Annotated in this window: 18 protein-coding genes and 1 pseudogene; 10 read left to right on the forward strand and 9 right to left on the reverse strand. The window is 42.4% G+C overall.

Features of this window, described 5'->3' with window-relative positions:
* Positions 1–309 precede the first annotated feature (309 nt).
* Genes nrdA through yfaE form a run of 3 tightly spaced genes read left to right on the forward strand, consistent with a single transcriptional unit; the run spans position 310 to position 4,012 of the window.
* Positions 310–2,601, forward strand: a complete 2,292-nt coding sequence (nrdA, locus tag XPG1_RS03850; RefSeq protein ID WP_045957905.1) for a class 1a ribonucleoside-diphosphate reductase subunit alpha — start codon at positions 310–312, stop codon at positions 2,599–2,601.
* 12 nt (positions 2,602–2,613) lie between these two features.
* Entirely contained in the window at positions 2,614–3,744 is a 1,131-nt protein-coding gene (gene nrdB / locus XPG1_RS03855) for a class Ia ribonucleoside-diphosphate reductase subunit beta (protein WP_045957906.1), read from the forward strand.
* Between the two features lies 1 nt (position 3,745).
* Complete coding sequence (gene yfaE / locus XPG1_RS03860) at positions 3,746–4,012, forward strand: class I ribonucleotide reductase maintenance protein YfaE (protein ID WP_045957907.1); 267 nt, start codon at positions 3,746–3,748, stop codon at positions 4,010–4,012.
* 663 nt (positions 4,013–4,675) lie between these two features.
* Here the strand turns inward: yfaE and XPG1_RS18860 are convergent.
* The gene (locus tag XPG1_RS18860) at positions 4,676–4,846 is read right to left on the reverse strand and encodes a hypothetical protein (protein ID WP_436286819.1); all 171 of its coding nucleotides are present in this window, start codon (positions 4,844–4,846) and stop codon (positions 4,676–4,678) included.
* 9 nt (positions 4,847–4,855) lie between these two features.
* A complete protein-coding gene (locus XPG1_RS03870) occupies positions 4,856–5,449 on the reverse strand; it encodes a lytic polysaccharide monooxygenase (protein WP_045957908.1) in 594 nt (197 codons plus the stop codon).
* Positions 5,450–6,219: 770 nt separating this feature from the next.
* On the opposite strand from XPG1_RS03870, the gene XPG1_RS03875 reads away from it, so the two are divergent.
* The 3 genes from XPG1_RS03875 to XPG1_RS03885 all read left to right on the forward strand — a co-directional run bounded on the left by XPG1_RS03875 (position 6,220) and on the right by XPG1_RS03885 (position 8,813).
* The gene (locus XPG1_RS03875) at positions 6,220–6,573 is read left to right on the forward strand and encodes a gamma-glutamylcyclotransferase family protein (protein ID WP_045957909.1); all 354 of its coding nucleotides are present in this window, start codon (positions 6,220–6,222) and stop codon (positions 6,571–6,573) included.
* A gap of 279 nt (positions 6,574–6,852) precedes the next feature.
* Entirely contained in the window at positions 6,853–7,347 is a 495-nt protein-coding gene (locus XPG1_RS03880; protein WP_045957910.1) for a hypothetical protein, read from the forward strand.
* Positions 7,348–7,847: 500 nt separating this feature from the next.
* Positions 7,848–8,813, forward strand: a complete 966-nt coding sequence (locus XPG1_RS03885) for a restriction endonuclease (protein WP_045957911.1) — start codon at positions 7,848–7,850, stop codon at positions 8,811–8,813.
* Between the two features lie 17 nt (positions 8,814–8,830).
* Here the strand turns inward: XPG1_RS03885 and XPG1_RS18275 are convergent, their stop codons facing one another.
* The 5 genes from XPG1_RS18275 to XPG1_RS17940 all read right to left on the reverse strand — a co-directional run bounded on the left by XPG1_RS18275 (position 8,831) and on the right by XPG1_RS17940 (position 12,495).
* On the reverse strand, positions 8,831–8,989 hold the full coding sequence (locus XPG1_RS18275) for a hypothetical protein (protein WP_157879434.1): 159 nt from the start codon (positions 8,987–8,989) through the stop codon (positions 8,831–8,833).
* Entirely contained in the window at positions 8,982–10,151 is a 1,170-nt protein-coding gene (locus XPG1_RS03890) for an IS701 family transposase (RefSeq protein WP_045957912.1), read from the reverse strand. The genes XPG1_RS18275 and XPG1_RS03890 overlap by 8 nt, the downstream gene beginning before the upstream one ends.
* A gap of 53 nt (positions 10,152–10,204) precedes the next feature.
* Complete coding sequence (locus XPG1_RS03895) at positions 10,205–10,753, reverse strand: hypothetical protein (RefSeq protein ID WP_045957913.1); 549 nt, start codon at positions 10,751–10,753, stop codon at positions 10,205–10,207.
* 877 nt (positions 10,754–11,630) lie between these two features.
* Complete coding sequence (locus tag XPG1_RS03900) at positions 11,631–11,984, reverse strand: hypothetical protein (RefSeq protein ID WP_045957914.1); 354 nt, start codon at positions 11,982–11,984, stop codon at positions 11,631–11,633.
* A 172-nt stretch (positions 11,985–12,156) separates the two neighbouring features.
* Positions 12,157–12,495 (reverse strand): hypothetical protein, encoded by a 339-nt coding sequence (locus XPG1_RS17940; protein WP_052708237.1) that lies wholly within the window; start codon positions 12,493–12,495, stop codon positions 12,157–12,159.
* Between the two features lie 918 nt (positions 12,496–13,413).
* On the opposite strand from XPG1_RS17940, the gene XPG1_RS18280 reads away from it, so the two are divergent.
* From XPG1_RS18280 to XPG1_RS03920, 4 genes and pseudogenes are all read left to right on the forward strand, one after another.
* Positions 13,414–13,572, forward strand: a complete 159-nt coding sequence (locus tag XPG1_RS18280; protein WP_157879435.1) for a hypothetical protein — start codon at positions 13,414–13,416, stop codon at positions 13,570–13,572.
* A gap of 111 nt (positions 13,573–13,683) precedes the next feature.
* Positions 13,684–13,851: pseudogene (locus XPG1_RS18660) on the forward strand (helix-turn-helix transcriptional regulator); the annotation flags it as partial.
* A 3-nt stretch (positions 13,852–13,854) separates the two neighbouring features.
* Positions 13,855–14,403: a helix-turn-helix domain-containing protein gene (locus tag XPG1_RS19050; protein WP_366301078.1), complete on the forward strand. Its 549-nt coding sequence runs from the start codon at positions 13,855–13,857 to the stop codon at positions 14,401–14,403.
* Entirely contained in the window at positions 14,403–15,245 is an 843-nt protein-coding gene (locus tag XPG1_RS03920) for an IS3 family transposase (protein ID WP_052708229.1), read from the forward strand. Before XPG1_RS19050 ends, XPG1_RS03920 begins: the two co-directional genes overlap by 1 nt.
* 62 nt (positions 15,246–15,307) lie before the next feature.
* Here the strand turns inward: XPG1_RS03920 and XPG1_RS03925 are convergent, their stop codons facing one another.
* Together XPG1_RS03925 and XPG1_RS03930 are read right to left on the reverse strand one after the other, a co-directional pair.
* Positions 15,308–16,042, reverse strand: a complete 735-nt coding sequence (locus tag XPG1_RS03925) for a hypothetical protein (RefSeq protein WP_045957915.1) — start codon at positions 16,040–16,042, stop codon at positions 15,308–15,310.
* The gene (locus tag XPG1_RS03930) at positions 16,032–17,312 is read right to left on the reverse strand and encodes an integrase domain-containing protein (protein WP_045957916.1); all 1,281 of its coding nucleotides are present in this window, start codon (positions 17,310–17,312) and stop codon (positions 16,032–16,034) included. The genes XPG1_RS03925 and XPG1_RS03930 overlap by 11 nt, the downstream gene beginning before the upstream one ends.
* Positions 17,313–17,865: the final 553 nt, after the last annotated feature.

Genomic DNA, 17,865 nt, shown 5'->3' on the forward strand with positions numbered 1-17,865 from the left:
CAAAACTTCTCGATTTTGTACACTTGATAAAACCCGAAATTAACATTATCTTGTTATTACCGTTTTAATCACCCCCTATATATTGTGTTTCTTGTCATCTTGTCGTAGCGACTAATCGCAACGAAGAGTCACAGCAGCAGTTGCAATGGACGTAGCGAAACAGTAACAAAACAGTAGTGAATTGTCGCTAAACCCCGACTGGCCCTCAGCCATTCTGGGTGCATCGTGCTGTCAAGAGGTCAAGCAAAACAGTGTCAAGTAAAACAATATAGATAGGTGGGATACGAAAAGAGAGAAGGTGTATTTCCCATGAACCAGAGTCTGCTAGTTACCAAACGTGATGGACATAAAGAACAAATTGATCTTGATAAAATTCACCGGGTTGTGGCCTGGGCTGCCGAAGGTCTGAAAAATGTCTCAGTGTCACAAGTAGAGCTGCGTTCCCAGATCCAATTTTACGATGGCATCAAAACCTCCGATATCCATGAAACCATGATCAAAGCAGCGGCTGACCTCATCTCCGGTGATGCGCCTGATTATCAGTATCTGGCGGCCCGTCTGGCGATTTTCCATCTGCGTAAAAAAGCCTATGGTCAGTTTGAGCCACCGGCATTGTATGACCATGTTGTAAAAATGGTTGAGCTGGGTAAATACGATAAACATTTGCTGGAAGATTATACTCAGGAAGAATTCGAGCAAATGAATGGTTTTATTGATCATTTGCGTGATATGGATTTCTCCTATGCTGCGGTCAAACAGTTGGAAGGGAAGTACTTAGTACAAAATCGTGTGACGGGGGAGATTTACGAAAGTGCTCAGTTCCTCTACATGCTGGTTGCTGCGTGCTTATTTGCCTCTTATCCAAAAGAAACACGTCTGGACTATATCCGTCGTTTCTATGATGCGATCTCCACCTTTAAAATTTCGCTGCCAACGCCAATCATGGCGGGGGTTCGTACCCCCACGCGTCAATTCAGCTCCTGTGTACTGATTGAGTGTGGTGATAGCCTGGATTCAATTAATGCAACATCCAGTGCCATTGTTAAATATGTGTCTCAGCGTGCCGGTATTGGGGTGAATGCGGGTCGTATCCGTGCATTGGGTAGCCCAATCCGTGGTGGTGAAGCGTTCCACACCGGGTGTATCCCATTCTACAAACATTTTCAGACGGCGGTGAAATCGTGTTCTCAGGGCGGCGTCCGTGGTGGTGCGGCCACACTGTTCTACCCATTGTGGCATCTGGAAGTAGAAAGCCTGCTGGTACTGAAAAACAACCGTGGTGTTGAAGGCAACCGCGTTCGTCACATGGATTACGGTGTACAGGTTAACAAACTGATGTATGAGCGTCTGATTAAAGGAGAAGAGATTTCGCTGTTCAGTCCGTCTGATGTTCCTGGGCTGTACGACGCATTCTTTGCGGATCAGGCGGAATTTGAACGTCTGTATACTCAGTATGAAAATGACAGCAATCTCCGTAAGCAGCGCATTAAAGCGGTGGAGCTGTTCTCTCTGATGATGCAAGAACGTGCTTCTACTGGCCGTATTTATATTCAGAATGTTGACCACTGCAATACTCACAGCCCGTTTGATCCGGCGGTTGCACCTGTTCGTCAATCGAACTTGTGTCTGGAAATTGCCTTGCCAACGAAGCCCTTGAACGATATTAACGATGAAAATGGCGAAATTGCACTGTGTACACTGTCCGCCTTTAATTTAGGCGCTATTGACAATCTGGCTGAACTGGAAGAGCTGGCGCAGTTGGCCGTTCGCGCCCTGGACGCTTTGCTGGATTATCAAGATTACCCCATTATTGCGGCGAAACAAGGCTCGATGGGGCGGCGAACGCTGGGCATCGGCGTGATTAACTTCGCTTATTATCTGGCGAAACATGGCGTACGTTATTCTGATGGCAGCGCGAATAACCTGACTCACAAAACGTTTGAAGCTATTCAGTATTATCTGTTAAAAGCCTCAAATGCATTGGCAAAAGAGAAAGGTGCTTGCCCGTGGTTTAACGAAACGACGTATGCACAAGGGATTTTGCCGATTGATACGTATAAAAAGACACTGGATTCACTGACCAGTGAGCCTTTGCATATGGATTGGGAAGCACTGCGTAGTGATATTACGCAATACGGTCTGCGCAACTCAACATTGTCAGCCTTGATGCCATCAGAGACTTCTTCGCAAATCTCCAATGCAACCAACGGCATTGAACCCCCGCGTGGTTATATCAGTGTGAAAGCCTCCAAGGACGGTATCCTGCGCCAAGTTGTCCCCGATTACGATCTTCTAAAAGGGGCTTACGAACTGTTGTGGCAAATGCCGAGCAATGATGGCTACTTACAACTGGTTGGCATCATGCAGAAATTTATCGATCAGTCGATTTCTGCCAATACTAACTATGATCCGGCCCGTTTCCCTAACGGAAAGGTTCCAATGAACCAATTGCTGAAAGATTTACTGCTTGCTTACAAATATGGTGTGAAAACATTGTATTACCACAATACTCGTGATGGAGCAGAAGATGTTCAGGGTGATCTGGAGGAAGTTGTTGAGTCAGCTGATTCAGATTGTGAAGGCGGCGCGTGTAAGATTTAATTTGAGGAAGCTATGTCCTATACCACTTTTTCACAAGTAAAAAATGATCAGCTACAAGAACCAATGTTTTTCGGTCAGTCTGTTAATGTGGCGCGTTTTGATCAGCAGAAATATCCGATTTTCGAGAAGTTGATTGAAAAACAACTCTCTTTCTTCTGGCGTCCAGAAGAAGTCGATGTTTCCCGTGATCGGATTGACTATAACGCACTGCCAGATCATGAAAAACATATTTTCATCAGCAACCTGAAATACCAGACGTTGTTGGATTCCATTCAGGGTCGTAGCCCGAATGTGGCTTTTTTGCCGTTGATTTCCATTCCAGAACTGGAAACCTGGGTTGAAACGTGGTCGTTTTCAGAAACGATTCACTCGCGTTCTTATACGCACATTATCCGCAATATCGTCAACGATCCTGCTATCGTATTTGATGATATCGTGGAAAACGAACAGATTCTCAAACGCGCCCAAGATATTTCCGCGTATTACGATGATCTGATCAAAATGACCAACTATTATCATATGTTGGGTGAAGGAACATACCATGTTGCCGATGAAACGATCACCATTAGTCTGCGTGAACTGAAAAAGCAACTGTACTTGTGTTTGATGAGTGTGAATGCTTTGGAAGCTATCCGTTTTTATGTCAGTTTTGCATGTTCATTTGCGTTTGCTGAACGTGAACTGATGGAAGGCAATGCCAAAATCATCAAATTGATTGCCCGTGATGAAGCCCTGCATTTAACAGGCACGCAGCACATGTTGAATTTGTTGCGCTCTGGTCAGGATGATCCTGAAATGGCAGACATTGCCAAAGAGTGTGAACAAGAGTGCTACGAACTGTTTGTACAGGCTGCAGAACAGGAAAAAGAGTGGGCTGATTATCTGTTTAAAGATGGCTCCATGATCGGCCTGAACAAAGATATTTTGTGTCAGTATGTCGAATATATCACCAATATTCGTATGCAGGCCGTTGGCTTGAAGTTACCGTTTGAAGCTCGTTCTAATCCGATCCCGTGGATTAATGCGTGGCTGGTTTCTGACAATGTTCAAGTGGCTCCACAGGAAGTCGAAGTCAGCTCTTACCTGGTTGGTCAGATTGATTCGGAAGTCAATACTGAGGATCTCAGCGGTTTCGAACTCTGATATGGCTGATTACAAAATCACCCTGCCATCACGGCAGGGGTTATATGTTCATTATTCCTCTGGCTTCCACGGTAATCTGTTGGAAGCGTTGGAACACGGGAAAGTTCAGCTTGAATACCAATGTCGACAAGGGTATTGCGGCTCTTGCCGTGTGCGTTTGCTGAAAGGGAAAGTCGGGTATCCTTGTAAACCATTAGCCTTTGTTAATGAAGGGGAAATTTTGCCTTGTAGCTGTTATCCATTGACAGATATTGAAATTGAGCCATAATTTTTTTGATTGGGTGTGTTGTTCTAAAATTTGAATACTTTTCTTCATTAAACTAAAAAAAGACACTTGTTTGACAAGCGTCTTTTTTTATCTAACCACGATGTATATTACCCAAATATACCCACTGATTTATTATTACTATTGTGTCTCAAAATATGCTTGAGGAAGTGGCTTGATATTGGCTGCCCTCTTTTTCGTGGAAAGAGTAATATGATGCAGGCTTACATAAAATGCGTTGCTGACAACCGGATAACAACGTCATGTACGTTTGAGAGGAAAGATTTTACAGATTTCATGATGATTTCCTTCGAGGGTTATAAATTGTGATTTACTTCACGAAAATCTAAATTCTGAAGAGGATTTTATGCTCAAAACAAAAAGAGTCAAGGAATTTATTAAAATATTTTTTTAAAATTAAAAAAAATTTGCATTAAAAATTAACTTGTTGAAATTTAATGTTTTTATTAGGTGTGATTTGCGTTGTAGTTTTATTATTCTGTTGCTACTGTCAGTTTTTATGGTGGTTTTTTCATCTGGCCTTGATCTGTTAGGCGTTTTTTAAACGAAAATGATGTTCATATTCAATCTAATCGTAGAAAAAATGAGCGCAAAAAAACGTGGTTGCTTCCCTCCCAACCAGGCGAGGGATGACGGTATTTTTTGCTAAATCTCTGATGGTCCATTTTGCAATACAACACGATAGTCATCGATATTTTCGAAAATTTTTTCACTCTTATCCCAATAAGGATTATAAGAAGGAACGGAAATAAACCCGGCATCTTGCATTGATTTTATTTGTTTCTGCAATCTTAGCCAGATTATCTGTTGCTTCATTAAAAGAGATTATTCAATATCAGCATCAATAACCTGATAGAAAGCATTATTGGTATCAGCAATTGTCCATATACCGAGAATAACATGATATCCTGAGCGCTCAGGAACATCACAGGTTAAACTAACATGTAGGGTTGGCTGTTTTCCGCCATCAGAACGTTCACAGAAGGGGGTGAGATCAAACTGATCTCGCGTCAGAGGCTTGTTGGCATCCCAGTCCGGTTTAGTGATAAAGAATTGCCATGAATCTGTACTATGACGGGCTGTGAGTGTCCATTTAAATTCAGTGCTGCCTTTATTGACGGTAACATGATGCCAGCGGTCTGCACTTTGTTCATTGAGCTGTTTAAATTGACCCACGCCACCACTGGCAATTTGTCCATCGGGTGGACCACCCAGAGGGAAACCTTTGGGGCCTTCAACTGATTGTGGTTCATACATAACTGGCCCACAATTCTTATTAGTCCCTTTTTGACATAAAATGGCTCTGCTTGGTGGTGTATCTATATATCCGTGCCGTAAAGTGGGTTCTGCAAGGCTAGAAAAGGGGATCGCAATAAGAGCTGTCAATTTCACTAAAAGTAATGACTTTTTAATGTTCATAATAAATTTCCTATTTTTTCTATACTTAACTGAAAAATAAGTGAACGGGATTTTTTTGTGATGTTAATTAAATGAGTAAATTGACTTCTTATAGAAATGGGTAGAAACATTTATAGCAAAATGGGTTGATTATTAAATGATTAAATTATGATAGAGGTCTGTCAGAAAGATATTATTGAGAGGTGTGATGGTTGTTTTTATGCGATGAAAGGTAATAAGAAAAAACCTCCCAAAATTGAGGGAGGCTAAGAACGAAATAACAAGAAAATGAGGGCGTGCTAAGAAAATAAAAATTTTAGTGCACATCAATTAAAATAGCCCCAAATGGGAGAATATGCAATCACATCCACTACCGCATGTAGTTAACCGTCACTCGATATTGAGCTACGGGCAGTATGCTGATTTTCCTGTTTCGGTATTCTTTGCATGCTAAGTACAAAAGATGGCAAAAGCCTCTATAGGGGGGTAAAAAAGTACCTTGCCAGGGAGTGCTTCTTTTCAGCGTAAACAGGTTTATCAGGGCAATTATAGTGCTCGTCCCAGATATTGTTCAGGTATCAGCCGCTAATTTAGCAAGTCCATTTTGCATGGTTTGTAATAATGAAACGAAGTCATGACTGAAATTTATTTACAAAATACACGATTACGATAGGATTAACTCATTGAGTTCTATCTGATTAAACATCATCGAGAACTAAGTGCTGCATTTTAATTGCTGCATATACATTATGCTGTAGATATTACATTGAATCATATTATTAGAGGTAGTCATGACATCCAGTTCAAACACTGAACTTCTTTTTTCTTATGGAACACTCCAACTGGAATCAGTACAGCAGGCAAATTTCGGCCGCCTACTGGAGGGACAACCTGCCGCAATGGTTGGCTGGCGTAAGGATATGCTCGAAATCACTGACCCAGAAGTCTTGGCAGAAAGTGGAGAACGGTTTCATCCGATTGTTCGCCAGAGTGGGGACAATAACGACAGAGTTGAAGGAACGGTGTTTTATGTTTCATCAGATGAACTCCTCAAAGCAGATGCTTATGAAGTGTCAGAGTATCACCGTATTAGCGTGAATCTGATATCAGGCGATGTGGCGTGGGTTTATGTCGCAAAAGTGTGAAATGTAAAAAGTTCTGGTCGATTTGAGATAACATGGATGATTCAAAAATTTCTTCATGGTTAAGATCAAACGGTTGTACGTAACGCAAGTCGGTGTTACTTAGAATATCAACTAGATAAGCCTCTTATGCCGGGAAAATATTCTCAACTACCGATATCCAGGCAGTTAAAGGCACGGAACCCATCTGGGTCATGACTCCAAAGGGTTGTAATGATGTTTTTCAATATATGCGTCAATGAATCTTTCATGCCCTAGTTAAAAATACGGATGGTAATTGTAATGGAGATAAAGACGTTTCCCTCAAAACTGGCCGTAGTTTACCTGGTCACGCTGAGTCAAAAAAGTCAGACGCCGAGGCTTTTATTCGCGACGGTTACTTTGTTGGCGCTTGATAGAATGCAACCGCCTGAAATGACGCGCGCCATATCGCAAACCATTAATGATGAGTTCAGGGTGTATTTCAAACGTGTGGTGATGACAAAAGAGGTCGCAGTCCAGTGGTACTTATCCCTGCGAAAAGGAGAAGCCCTGACGCCTGTACCTGCTAATGCAGCATCACAGTCAACTGAAGATAATAAACCCATTGCCCTGTCCCCGTTATTTGATGAAAGAACGTGGCCAAACATCAGTATGCCCGTCGGTGAAGGACTATTTTCTCATCCCTCCGCCCTGAATCACCCGGCGCCCTTCATGGGAAATCAACGTGGTCGTATCCATCGTAAGTTCACCACCTTTGAGGCACCGGAAATATTTCTGCTGGACAACGTGCAGTGAAATTTGTTGAGCGGCAAATACACGTGGATTTGCGCGAGTATCAGGAGTACCTCGGGGGTGCCCCGCCTTTGTGAGCCCCGAGCCTCTGCTCAGGTATATTAACAGCTTCATGGTGCCGGATCAGGATGGTAAAACCGAGCGAGTTGTTTATCGCTTCGTTCCCAGAGCGGGCAGACCGTTAAGGGTGTTGAGATCACCACGTTTGACATGGACACCAATCTGCTGACCGATTTCCAGACACATGTTTTGAAGGAAGATGGTTTGCTCGATCTGGAAAAAGGGAAGTAGAAGGCGCTTTTGATTCGATTTCTGCTCAGATGGAGTCAGAAGCTGAGGACTGGAAATGCATCAAGAAGCTGTGCCTGTCAGGATTGGGGTTATTGCACTGGCAGAACCGCCAGGGTTGTGCTTGTGTGGAGAAATTTTAGACGTTTCATCATTATCATGATTAATATACTTAATTTTATGCTTATATTTGGTGTTTTGAATGGAAATAAAAAATGAAAAATAGAACAAAAAATAAAAAAGTAGTTGATGCAACCGAGTTATCACTTGATGAATGGTTACAATTAATTAAAGAAAACGATAAAAAACAATGTTATTTAATAAATGACTGTTGTTTTCCAACGGATAAGATGCTAAATGAGTATATGAGTAATATTAGCGAAAAGAATGATGATGAGGTTAGATATTTGATTTCAAAGTTTTTGATATCTGGTGGGAGATATTATTCAGATGATTCTATTTTGCAGTTTTTTAATACATTCTCTCAGGAAAGAAAACAAGAGCTTTTAAGTCGTTTTACTTTTTATCAACGATTAACATCAATTAAAGATTGGCACAACGTATGGCCCTCGATCACTTGGGTGTTAGATTTATTACCTCATTTCCCTTATGATGCGCTGAATGCAATCAGGTCCTATTTTCAGGCTCATTGTCAATTTATGACAGATCAACGCCTTGATGGTTGCAGTGATGCCATGAGGCTTATTGAAGCAAAATACATCAAACATCAATTGCCCGTCAAGCAGGTTTTATTGGATATCACTTCACGTGATTTCGAGTTATTAACGGCATATCTTTATAAAAAGAAAGGGTATTCTGTAAAAATAACACCGCGAAGCAGAGATGGTGGCTATGATGTTCTTGCGGAGCAAAAAAATGAACGGCAATATGAAAAATTATATATTGAATGTAAACGATATACTGAAAATGTAGGAGTTAAAATTACGCGTAATGTTCTTGGATTATTAAGTATTGAAAATGCAACAAAAGGTGTTGTTGTTGCAACTTCATATTTTACTAAAAGCGCCAGAAATGAGGCTCAGAAATCTAACCGATTGGAACTAATAAATATAGAAGAATTTGATAAAGATATGAGAAAACATGTGGGAGTTCATTGGATAAGGAAAATACAAGAGTATGTGTCTGAAGTAAGGAAAGAACTAACTGATAGGGAAAGATGAATTTTATACTACTAGTACTACAGCCGTAATTGTTCTGTAAGCCGATGATTTCCCCGGCGACGATAATGACATTGTTGTGCCCGGTATTGATGCCGTCGTCGCCAGTCTGACCAATGTAAAACCTGTTCGATTGTTTCTCCCGCTTTTTCCATCAGCTTTGACAACAGCTTACGCAATTCCGCTACACTGAGCGGAACCTGGCCTGCCGGTGTTTTTTTTCTCCTCTACCCGCAGAACCGCCAGGACTGCATGGGCCAGTAACGACAAGGTAATATGCCGGTGCCAACTCTGCCATCGCCGCACTTCGTAGTGATCCAGTCCACATTTCCCTTTGATTTCCTTAAAGCCACTTTCGATTTCCCAGCGACAACCCGCCACCTGAACCAGCGTATTAAGATCCGCCTGTTCTCGCAAGGCATACACCACATAGTAAGCCCGTTCCTGTCTACTATCCCGGCTGCGGCGAACCAACAGATAATGACCATAACGCCGCTCCTCTTCACTGAGCTGTAAACGCCATAATGGCACAACAGCCCAGTCATACTCTCGCTCACCTTTTGTTCCCGTTCCCGCTGAGCGTGTTTTCCAGTCAGTGGCAGTCAACGTATCGGCAATCCGTTCAGCACGGAGATATTTGGGTCCTTGCCACCATAAAGGGGTATTACAGGGAATGGCTAACACGAAGGGCGGGTGTCGGGACGCCAGCCAGACCCTCAGACGACGGTCACGGCCATACACTTCATCCGCGGTCACCCAGCGACAGGGCACGCCAGCATCCCATGTCCGTTCCAGCATCTGCCGGGCTAACTGGGGTTTCGTTGCAAACGTGACACTGGCCGGGATACCCGCAGCTTCACAGCGGGCACGGTCATCGATCCACTGGCGAGGCAGGTATAAGGCCCGGTCAATAAAAGCATGACCGCCGTGGCCGGCGTAACACAGAAATACGCCTATCTGGCTGTTTTCTACTCGTCCAGCGGTCCCACTATACTGACGCTGTACCCCGGCAGAATGGGTCCCTTTTTTGATAAAACCGGTTTCATCAAGGATGAGAACCCCCTGTTCATCGCCCAAATGTTCAGTGACATAATCCCGCAGGATATCGCGGGCCATCTCGACATCCCAATCAGCGCGTTCCAGCAAATATTGAATGCCATCGGGGGAACTTTCCCCTAGCCATTCAGCCAGTTGCCAGCTATTTTTACGTTCAACATCACTGAGCAATCCCCGAAGATAGGCGAGGCTGCGTTGTCGTGGGCCGGTAGAGTGAAATAAGGGAGCCAGACGGGCATGTAATGCCTGTAGCGCCTGTTCCCAGATTTTGGCAGGGGATGGCATGTGACACCACCTTTGATTTAAGGAAGAAGAACCCCATCATGGCACAATATGGATTACGGCTGTAGTACTAGTTGCGGGCTTTTCAATGGTATTAATTGGCTGACTGTGAAGCATTGAGTAGATTTTCTCTGCTTCGTAGCGAGGCAGAACGGGTTCAGGCATGGGGTAATTAAATATTGTTTTTCTCGTTCTCCGCTTTGTTCGTCTTGCCCAGTACCCTCATGAGTAGTAGATGGTGCGGTCAGTCCCTCTTCAACATATAGGGCTGCTGCGGTATCAAGTGCATAAACGCTATATGTTGCCATTTCTATATCTTCTAATGTGTCCCACTCTCGATCAGATCTCTTAGAAGCAATTAATGTACAATGTTTAGCTTCACCGAATCTTTCTTCAAATTCAGCGCGCAACGCTTCTTTACCCCACATTTCGCGTATATCATCAAGCAACGTATAGCGGGCAATAATCCCTTCTTTAAACCAAGCAGTAAGATGTTTTGGTTCAACTTTAAAAGGGGGGTCGGTTGCGTTGATTGCCGCTAATCCTGCGGTTATAGAAGGGTTTTCAAACGAGTATATTAGAGGTTTTGGTTTTGGCTCTTTCATCACGTCCGCCTTATAACGTTACGCCTTAACAATGGAGGTGATGAGGCAGGCGGCAAGGCTTACCGCTTTTCTCCCCGTCGGGATAACCTCATCGATTATCATTGTGCTATAGCTGGTGGCTTTTGTCCAAATTCTGATAGTTCTGAAATGGAACAATTAAACATTATCAACAAGTTAAGGTGGCCAACCCTTTGATAATTTCGTCAACCTCAAATGGGGGAAGCCGGGCAACGGGGTTACAAGCTGTACTGCTCATGCAAGCTGCATATTTACAGCTTGGTTCAGCGCTGTGCATGAGGTAACTTATTGAATTAACTTAATTCCGTCGAAACGCCGGAATCACGTCAATATCCTTGCAGTGCTCGATATTTAAGCAATGTGTGAATTCACACACTGAGGCCGTATAACTTATGACTTCAAAGTCTAATCCTTTGATATTCTCAGCAATCCCCAACGGGGGAAGCTGGACGAGAGCCAAGCTCCTTAAAGAGGAGCAGTTAACTTACTATAACTCCCCGTAGACCAAATCTGGTCTACGGTTAACATGCTGATTTACCTCATGAAGAAAAAAAACCGTTCATCTTATGCCCAGACTGCATATTTGCAGTGTGCCTATTAGTCCACCGGCTTGTTTCGATTCCGTACAGCACACGGAATTACACCTAACAAATTGATTATTCTTAACTTACCCCATTGGGGTAAGTTGGAAATTCGCACTTATCTAAACTCTGCGTTTCGGGGTATTTGCCCCTGTAGACTAAGTCCTAAAAAGGGCTTTGTACTGCCCGTAATACCTTGAGTTCGTACCCTGTGGGCTGTGGCTATATGGTTCTGGTCTGATACCTCGCAACGTTACGATATTACAAAAAATGGAGAACTACATATTGTCTAAGTCCCTATGATATAGGGCTCGTGTTCTGAACAACTCCAATGCATTGGCGAGCTTTATGGCTTCATTCCCCATGGTAACTATCCCCCTAACTGTAAGGGTTAGCTGAAAAAAATAATTCTCACGTACTACATAGAATCCATACATTTCTAAGTAATTTTGGTATTCAGTTAACATTGGAGTGGTAAAACGTTCTCTACCTGTCGAATTACCAATTTCATCGAAACCAATAACAAACCTAGTTTCACAATCAGGCCCAAAATCGCTAACAAATTGAAAAAAAGAACTTTTAAATTCAGATATTCGACCATTTAAAAACGCTAAATCATCTTTAGATAACATGTAACGCACCTTTAATGTTTAGTTTAATTACACCTTAGTTAGAGTATAGCAGGTTTTAATGGTGCTGCAACAGACATCTAGGGATATGCTTAAGAAGTTACAAAAATTGCGAGTTTTGACCCTAAGGCAAGATTCTGCCTTAGGGTATGGTGAATATATTATTGATTATGTCCTATGAGATATAGCGATCGGTTGCTGGTCTTATTTTTTTGCCATCATCCTCAACATAGCTATCGTAAATATAAATACGACTATCAGCGAATATAAAGTAAGAATTTTGTTGACCCCTAATTGATACCGCCATTACGAAACCTCGATAATCCTTACGACTCCAAGAGTCACTTTGCCCCGGTGAAAGCCTATACCAATCAGTGCTTATAGCGTTACCTCTAGTCTGATTTTCTGATGCATTTTCGCCCGGAGGTAGTCTATCTAAAACGATATTTTCATCACTTTCCCAAGCATTAATACTAACTGAAACAGTATTACTTGAACGATTCTCTATCCGCATAATATCCCCTATATTTTTAATACATGAAAAATAGGCTCAGTGGATTTATTAAAAATACGGCTCTGATTATGGTTGAGTACTCAATACTCACAATAATAATAAAGATAAATGGCGTATCACATTTAACTACCGATATTCCGGTAGTTCGCTAAATGCCACCAGCTCACAGGGTACAAACGCAGATATGACGGGCAACAGAAAGCCTTTTTTAGGGTTTAGCTCACATGGTGGCGTAAAACTTTTACGTGATCTAATAACTCATTGATAAGTATTAAATACGGTAAAATGGCGAGTTTATATAAGCGCAAATTTTCAACCTCCTCAGTTTGAGGAAGTTAAGATCAATCAATTTGTTGGGTGTAATTCCGTAGACTTCATCCCGATTTGCGCCAATGGCGTTTACCGAGAATATCAAGGGGCTAGGTTTATGTACGAAATCAAGCACACAGCAAATATGCAGTCTGGTCATAAGATGACGTAAATTTGCATCATGAGATAAATCAGCATGTTAACTTCATTCCTTTGAGAGTAATCATAGTGAACTGTTTGATTCCCCAAAATGGGGGAATCAAAGGATAAATATTGAACGGTTAGCCGTAGCTCAGTTTTGAGTTATGGTGAAGAACAACTGGTTAAGGGGCTTGGCTCTCGTCCAGCTTCCTCAAATTGAGGTTTCCGACAATATCAATGAGTTAGAGTTAATTCCGATGAATAGATATAACCTGCTGATAAATAGCCAGAGTGTGAATTCACATTCTGCTCAATAGCTAACCGATGTGCATATTTGCGCATTGCTTGTTAAACGTTGTAGCTCTTCCCCGGTCATCTTCGGCTTTCAAATCCCAACCTCCTTTAGATGCTATTTCAGAAAAAACCTCCCCTAAAATTCATACAACCGCGAAGCAATGTAGGTTTATTGTGGAATTGCTTAAATCTCACGGACTGGATGACAGCGACTTTAAGGGAAGTGTCGAAGAGTTAAGGCGAAAAATAGCCAATAAAGTTCCCAAAATTAACGGCCTTGATATCGATAATAAAACGCTCATTGACTGGTTAAAGAAAGCCAAGGTGCGATAACGGAGTTTTTCAAAACTCCACGGAATTTTCCAAAACTCCGCCGAATCTCCTTCGTAAAATTTTAACCTTCCTCCCGTACTGTCTAACAGCAACCGAGGAAGGCTATTATTTATGCAACACACTTTTATCAAATTACCCGAAATATGGCGCCGTACTGGTCTGGGTAAATCGACCATCTACAAATACATTTCAGAAGGGAAGTTCCCCAAGCAGATAAAGACGGGTTCCCGTGCCTCCGCATTCATCGAAAGTGAAGTTGATGCGTGGATTAACCAGCGTGAAGTGACCCCCAATAGTTGGACAACTAATTACTGGGGGTTTTTTATGTCTAAATATAGTCGTGAACTAAAAATCATTATTGCTAAACGATGTCTGGCAGGTAACACATCGGATAAGCTATCAGCGGAATATTCAATCTCTTCTCGACAAATTCGATACTGGGCTCAAGTTGTTGCCATTCATGGCGATAACGCCTTTTTGCCAACGTCTCACTCTCTTTGTACTGTCACAAAACTCCAAGCTTTAAAATTAATGTGGACACATGATTGGTCCCTCACTCACACTAGTGCAGTTCTCAATTTAACGACTCCAGGTACCTTATCAGTCTGGCTTGATAAGTATAATGAAACCGGTATCAAAGGACTCGAAAGTCCTCAGCGAGGAAGACCCCCAATGAAATCCCGACCTAAAACCCCGCCGAAATCTGGTGACGAAATGACAGTTGAGGAACTTAAAGAAGAATTAGCTTATTTGCAGGCAGAAAATGCGGTCCTAAAAAAGTTAGCAGAGCTGGAACAGAAGAAACGCCCACGAGCAAAGAAAAAGCGTTAATTGTTTTAGCTCTTAAAAAGAAATATCCATTAAAGCACTTACTTTGTGCCATTAATCTTGCAAGAAGCGTGTTTTACTATCAATGCCAAGCGCTTAAAAAAACGCGTGCTTATGAACAAGAAATAGAGATGATTAAAACTATCTATCATGAGCATAAAGGTCGTTATGGTTATCGCCGCATTCATTTAGCATTGAGAAAAAATGGCTTTAAAATCAATCATAAAACAGTACAACGATTAATGAGGCAATTAAACCTAAAATCCACGGTAAGGCCGAAGAAATATCGTTCTTATCGTGGGGAAGTTGGAAAAACAGCACCGAATTGGTTGGCAAGAGATTTTCGCGCGACAAAACCTAATGAGAAATGGGTAACGGATGTGACAGAATTTAAAGTGAATGAACAAAAAGTCTATCTGTCACCTATTATTGACTTATTTAATCAAGAGGTTATCGCTTACAACGTGGCGAAAAAGGCGAGTCTGCCTTTAGTGACAGAGATGCTAAAAGAGGCATTAGATGGGCTAGATGCTCACGCTAAGCCACTCATTCACAGTGATCAAGGTTGGCAATATCGGCATAAGGCTTATCAAAAGCAACTTGCTGATAAAGATATTAAACAAAGTATGTCGAGGAAAGGGAACTGTTTGGATAATGCGATGGCAGAAAACTTTTTTGCCTTACTCAAAACAGAAATGTATCACCAGCAGCACTTTAAAAGTGCGGATGAACTGATCGAAAAAATAGAAGAATACATTGAATATTACAATACAAAACGGATCAAGGTGAAATTAAAAGGCCTAACTCCGATAGCATATCGAAACCAGGCCTTACACGCCGTTTAACTAAAATGTCCAACTTTCTGGGGTCAGTTCACAATCCGGCTTATTTCTTTTTCCTTGCGCTTCTATTTGTCGAGTAGGGTTTTTACCCATCCGTAGATAGTGCGGTATGCCGGTTCTTTCACTCGTTGGCCAGTATTATAATTCATGCGGTGAAATTGCCCGTACACTGGTGTCCCCTGTGGATTTTCTTTTATCAAATCGTGATAGCGAGAATCCACAGCAGTAGCCAGCGCTGTTTTAGTTATGTTCTTACTTGTGTCATGGATAATTTCGTGTGCCCAGCTTAGGCATTGAGCCTTGAGTGGTGCGTAGTACGCCTCATGTTTCGCTTTTGCTGCCTTGCTGCGAACCTCTTTGATTCCCAGATTTTCAAATTCATTCATAATATCGCTGTCATATTGCTCTTGCGCCAAGACTGCAAAGACGAGGTTAGACGCGGCTAGATGGCAAGAGGTGTTATCAGACTCCTCGGTCAGCCCCCATCCCCATATAGCACATGCACTGACCAGTAAGTCATTCTTACTGCTGTTTGTCAGCATTTCGGCTATAGAATAGTTCCAAACATCGCTGCCGGGCTGACATAGTTTTTTTACGGTTATGGCAGGATAATCAATCACATCCCATACACTTAACCCGAACAGTGCCGCTTCGCGTTCAGCATCGGTTAGTTTGGCGACTTGTTCAACACACCAATAAGCCGGGGAATAGGGATATAAGCCGTTCTCTATCCCATGATTGATAGTGTAATGGTTGAGCGCTGCGTGTACATGCTCAAGGGTAAAGAGATCATCCGACACAATCACTTCCCACGATGCGTAATCCTTTAACGCTTCCAGCTACTGTCAAATCACCCATTGCTGCACCTTTTACATATAGCCCCCACCAGTCCATCATAACCCTGCGTTGTTCTAAGTAGGTGGCTCTGTTATACGCTGCCCGGACGGAATTCTTTTCTCCGTGAGCCAGTACCGCTTCTATCGCATCGGGCATAAAGCCCTGCTCATTTAGTGCTGTACTGATAATTGAGCGGATGCCATGAGCGGTAAGTATATCTTGATACCCCATGCGCTTTAGCGCCATATTTGCCGTCTGGCTGCTCATGTGGATATTGGGGGTAGATCTATGAGGAAAGACAAATTCTCTATGCCCACTAATAGGCTTCATAACTGCAAGAATATCTAAAGCTGGTTGGCATAATGGCACTGTGTGAGGGCGATCCATTTTCATTGTTTCCGCTGGCACATTCCAGACTCTGTTATCAAAGTCTATTTCAGACCAACGGGCTTTTACCGCTTCCCCTGGGCGCATAGCGGTTAATAATTGCCACTCAATCACTAAACGTGTTTGCCGTTCTACTCTTGCAACGGAAAGTGCTTGCATTAATCCGGGGAGTTCTTCGGGGCGAATAGTAGGGTTATGTTTTTTCTTTGGCTTGGGAAATGCTTTGCTGACAGTGGTAAAAGGGTTAGCATCAATAACACCTAAATTCATGGCATAGTCGATGATCTCTACCGTTCGTTGAGTCAGCCGTTTAATCGTTTCCAGATTGCCCCTTGCTTCGATAGGCTTGAGTACTTCCACCAGCATAGGCGCTTTAAGACTTGATATCGGCATTTCGCCGAGTTTGGGGAAAATATCTTTCTCCAGTGAGCGCCAGATATCTTTGGCGTAATCCTCGCTGACAGTGGTTTTCTTCACTTCGAACCAGCGTGAAGCAATATTCTTTAAGGTGTTGCTGTTCTCTTCCTGTATTGCCGCTGCTTGCTGTTTACGCCAATCGACAGGATCAATATCTTTAGCCAGCATTGCCTTTGCTTCGTCTTTGAGTCGGCGAGCATCTGCCAGCTTAACAGAGGGGTATTCACCAAATGCAATCATCGTGCGCTTGTGGGTGAATGGTTTGTAGTATCGGAAATACCAAAGCTTAATACCTGATGCTTTAACGAGGAGTTCTAAATTATCCCCGTCACGGTAGATCGTATCTTTGGGTTTCCCCGTTTTGCTATCAAGTTTGGCTTTAGCATTGGATACCGTTGTAGGGGAAAGCGGCGTTATCTTTTTAGGCATCGGGCACCTCTAACCGTAGTAGTAAGTGTTCTAGGGAGCTGTAGTAAGCATTTATTGGTGTAGTTGGGCTGTTACTACTAACTTTTTACCTCTTTAACCTTGTGCTGTGTCCCCCTGTGGTTTAGTGTCCCTGTTGATATTTTTGTTTTAAATCAAGCTATTAATCATAATTTTCAAATTTTGGGACATCTTCCAGATCATGGCTGGGACAGGGGTGTCCCTATGCTTTTTGTTTATACATCATATAGTTAAGTGTTTTGGGACTGTGGGACATCATTTTTTGCGAAAAACTTAACTATATATATAAGTTTCTCTTGGACACTCGGACATTTACGTTTTAGTAGTAAGTATTTTTGTAGTGTAGCCGATTTACTACTAAACATACTACTAAAACTATCGAGTTATAACGATACTAAACGAATACTAACGGGCAATAAAAAAGCCCTAACTCTTTATGATTTAGGGCTTTTTCTTGGGTTTTCGGTGTATTCCGATGATTTCCGAATACAAAATTGGTGGAGCTGGCGGGAGTTGAACCCGCGATATAACTAAT

Origin of the sequence: Xenorhabdus poinarii G6, from assembly GCF_000968175.1 — a bacterium.
Lineage (GTDB): Bacteria > Pseudomonadota > Gammaproteobacteria > Enterobacterales > Enterobacteriaceae > Xenorhabdus > Xenorhabdus poinarii.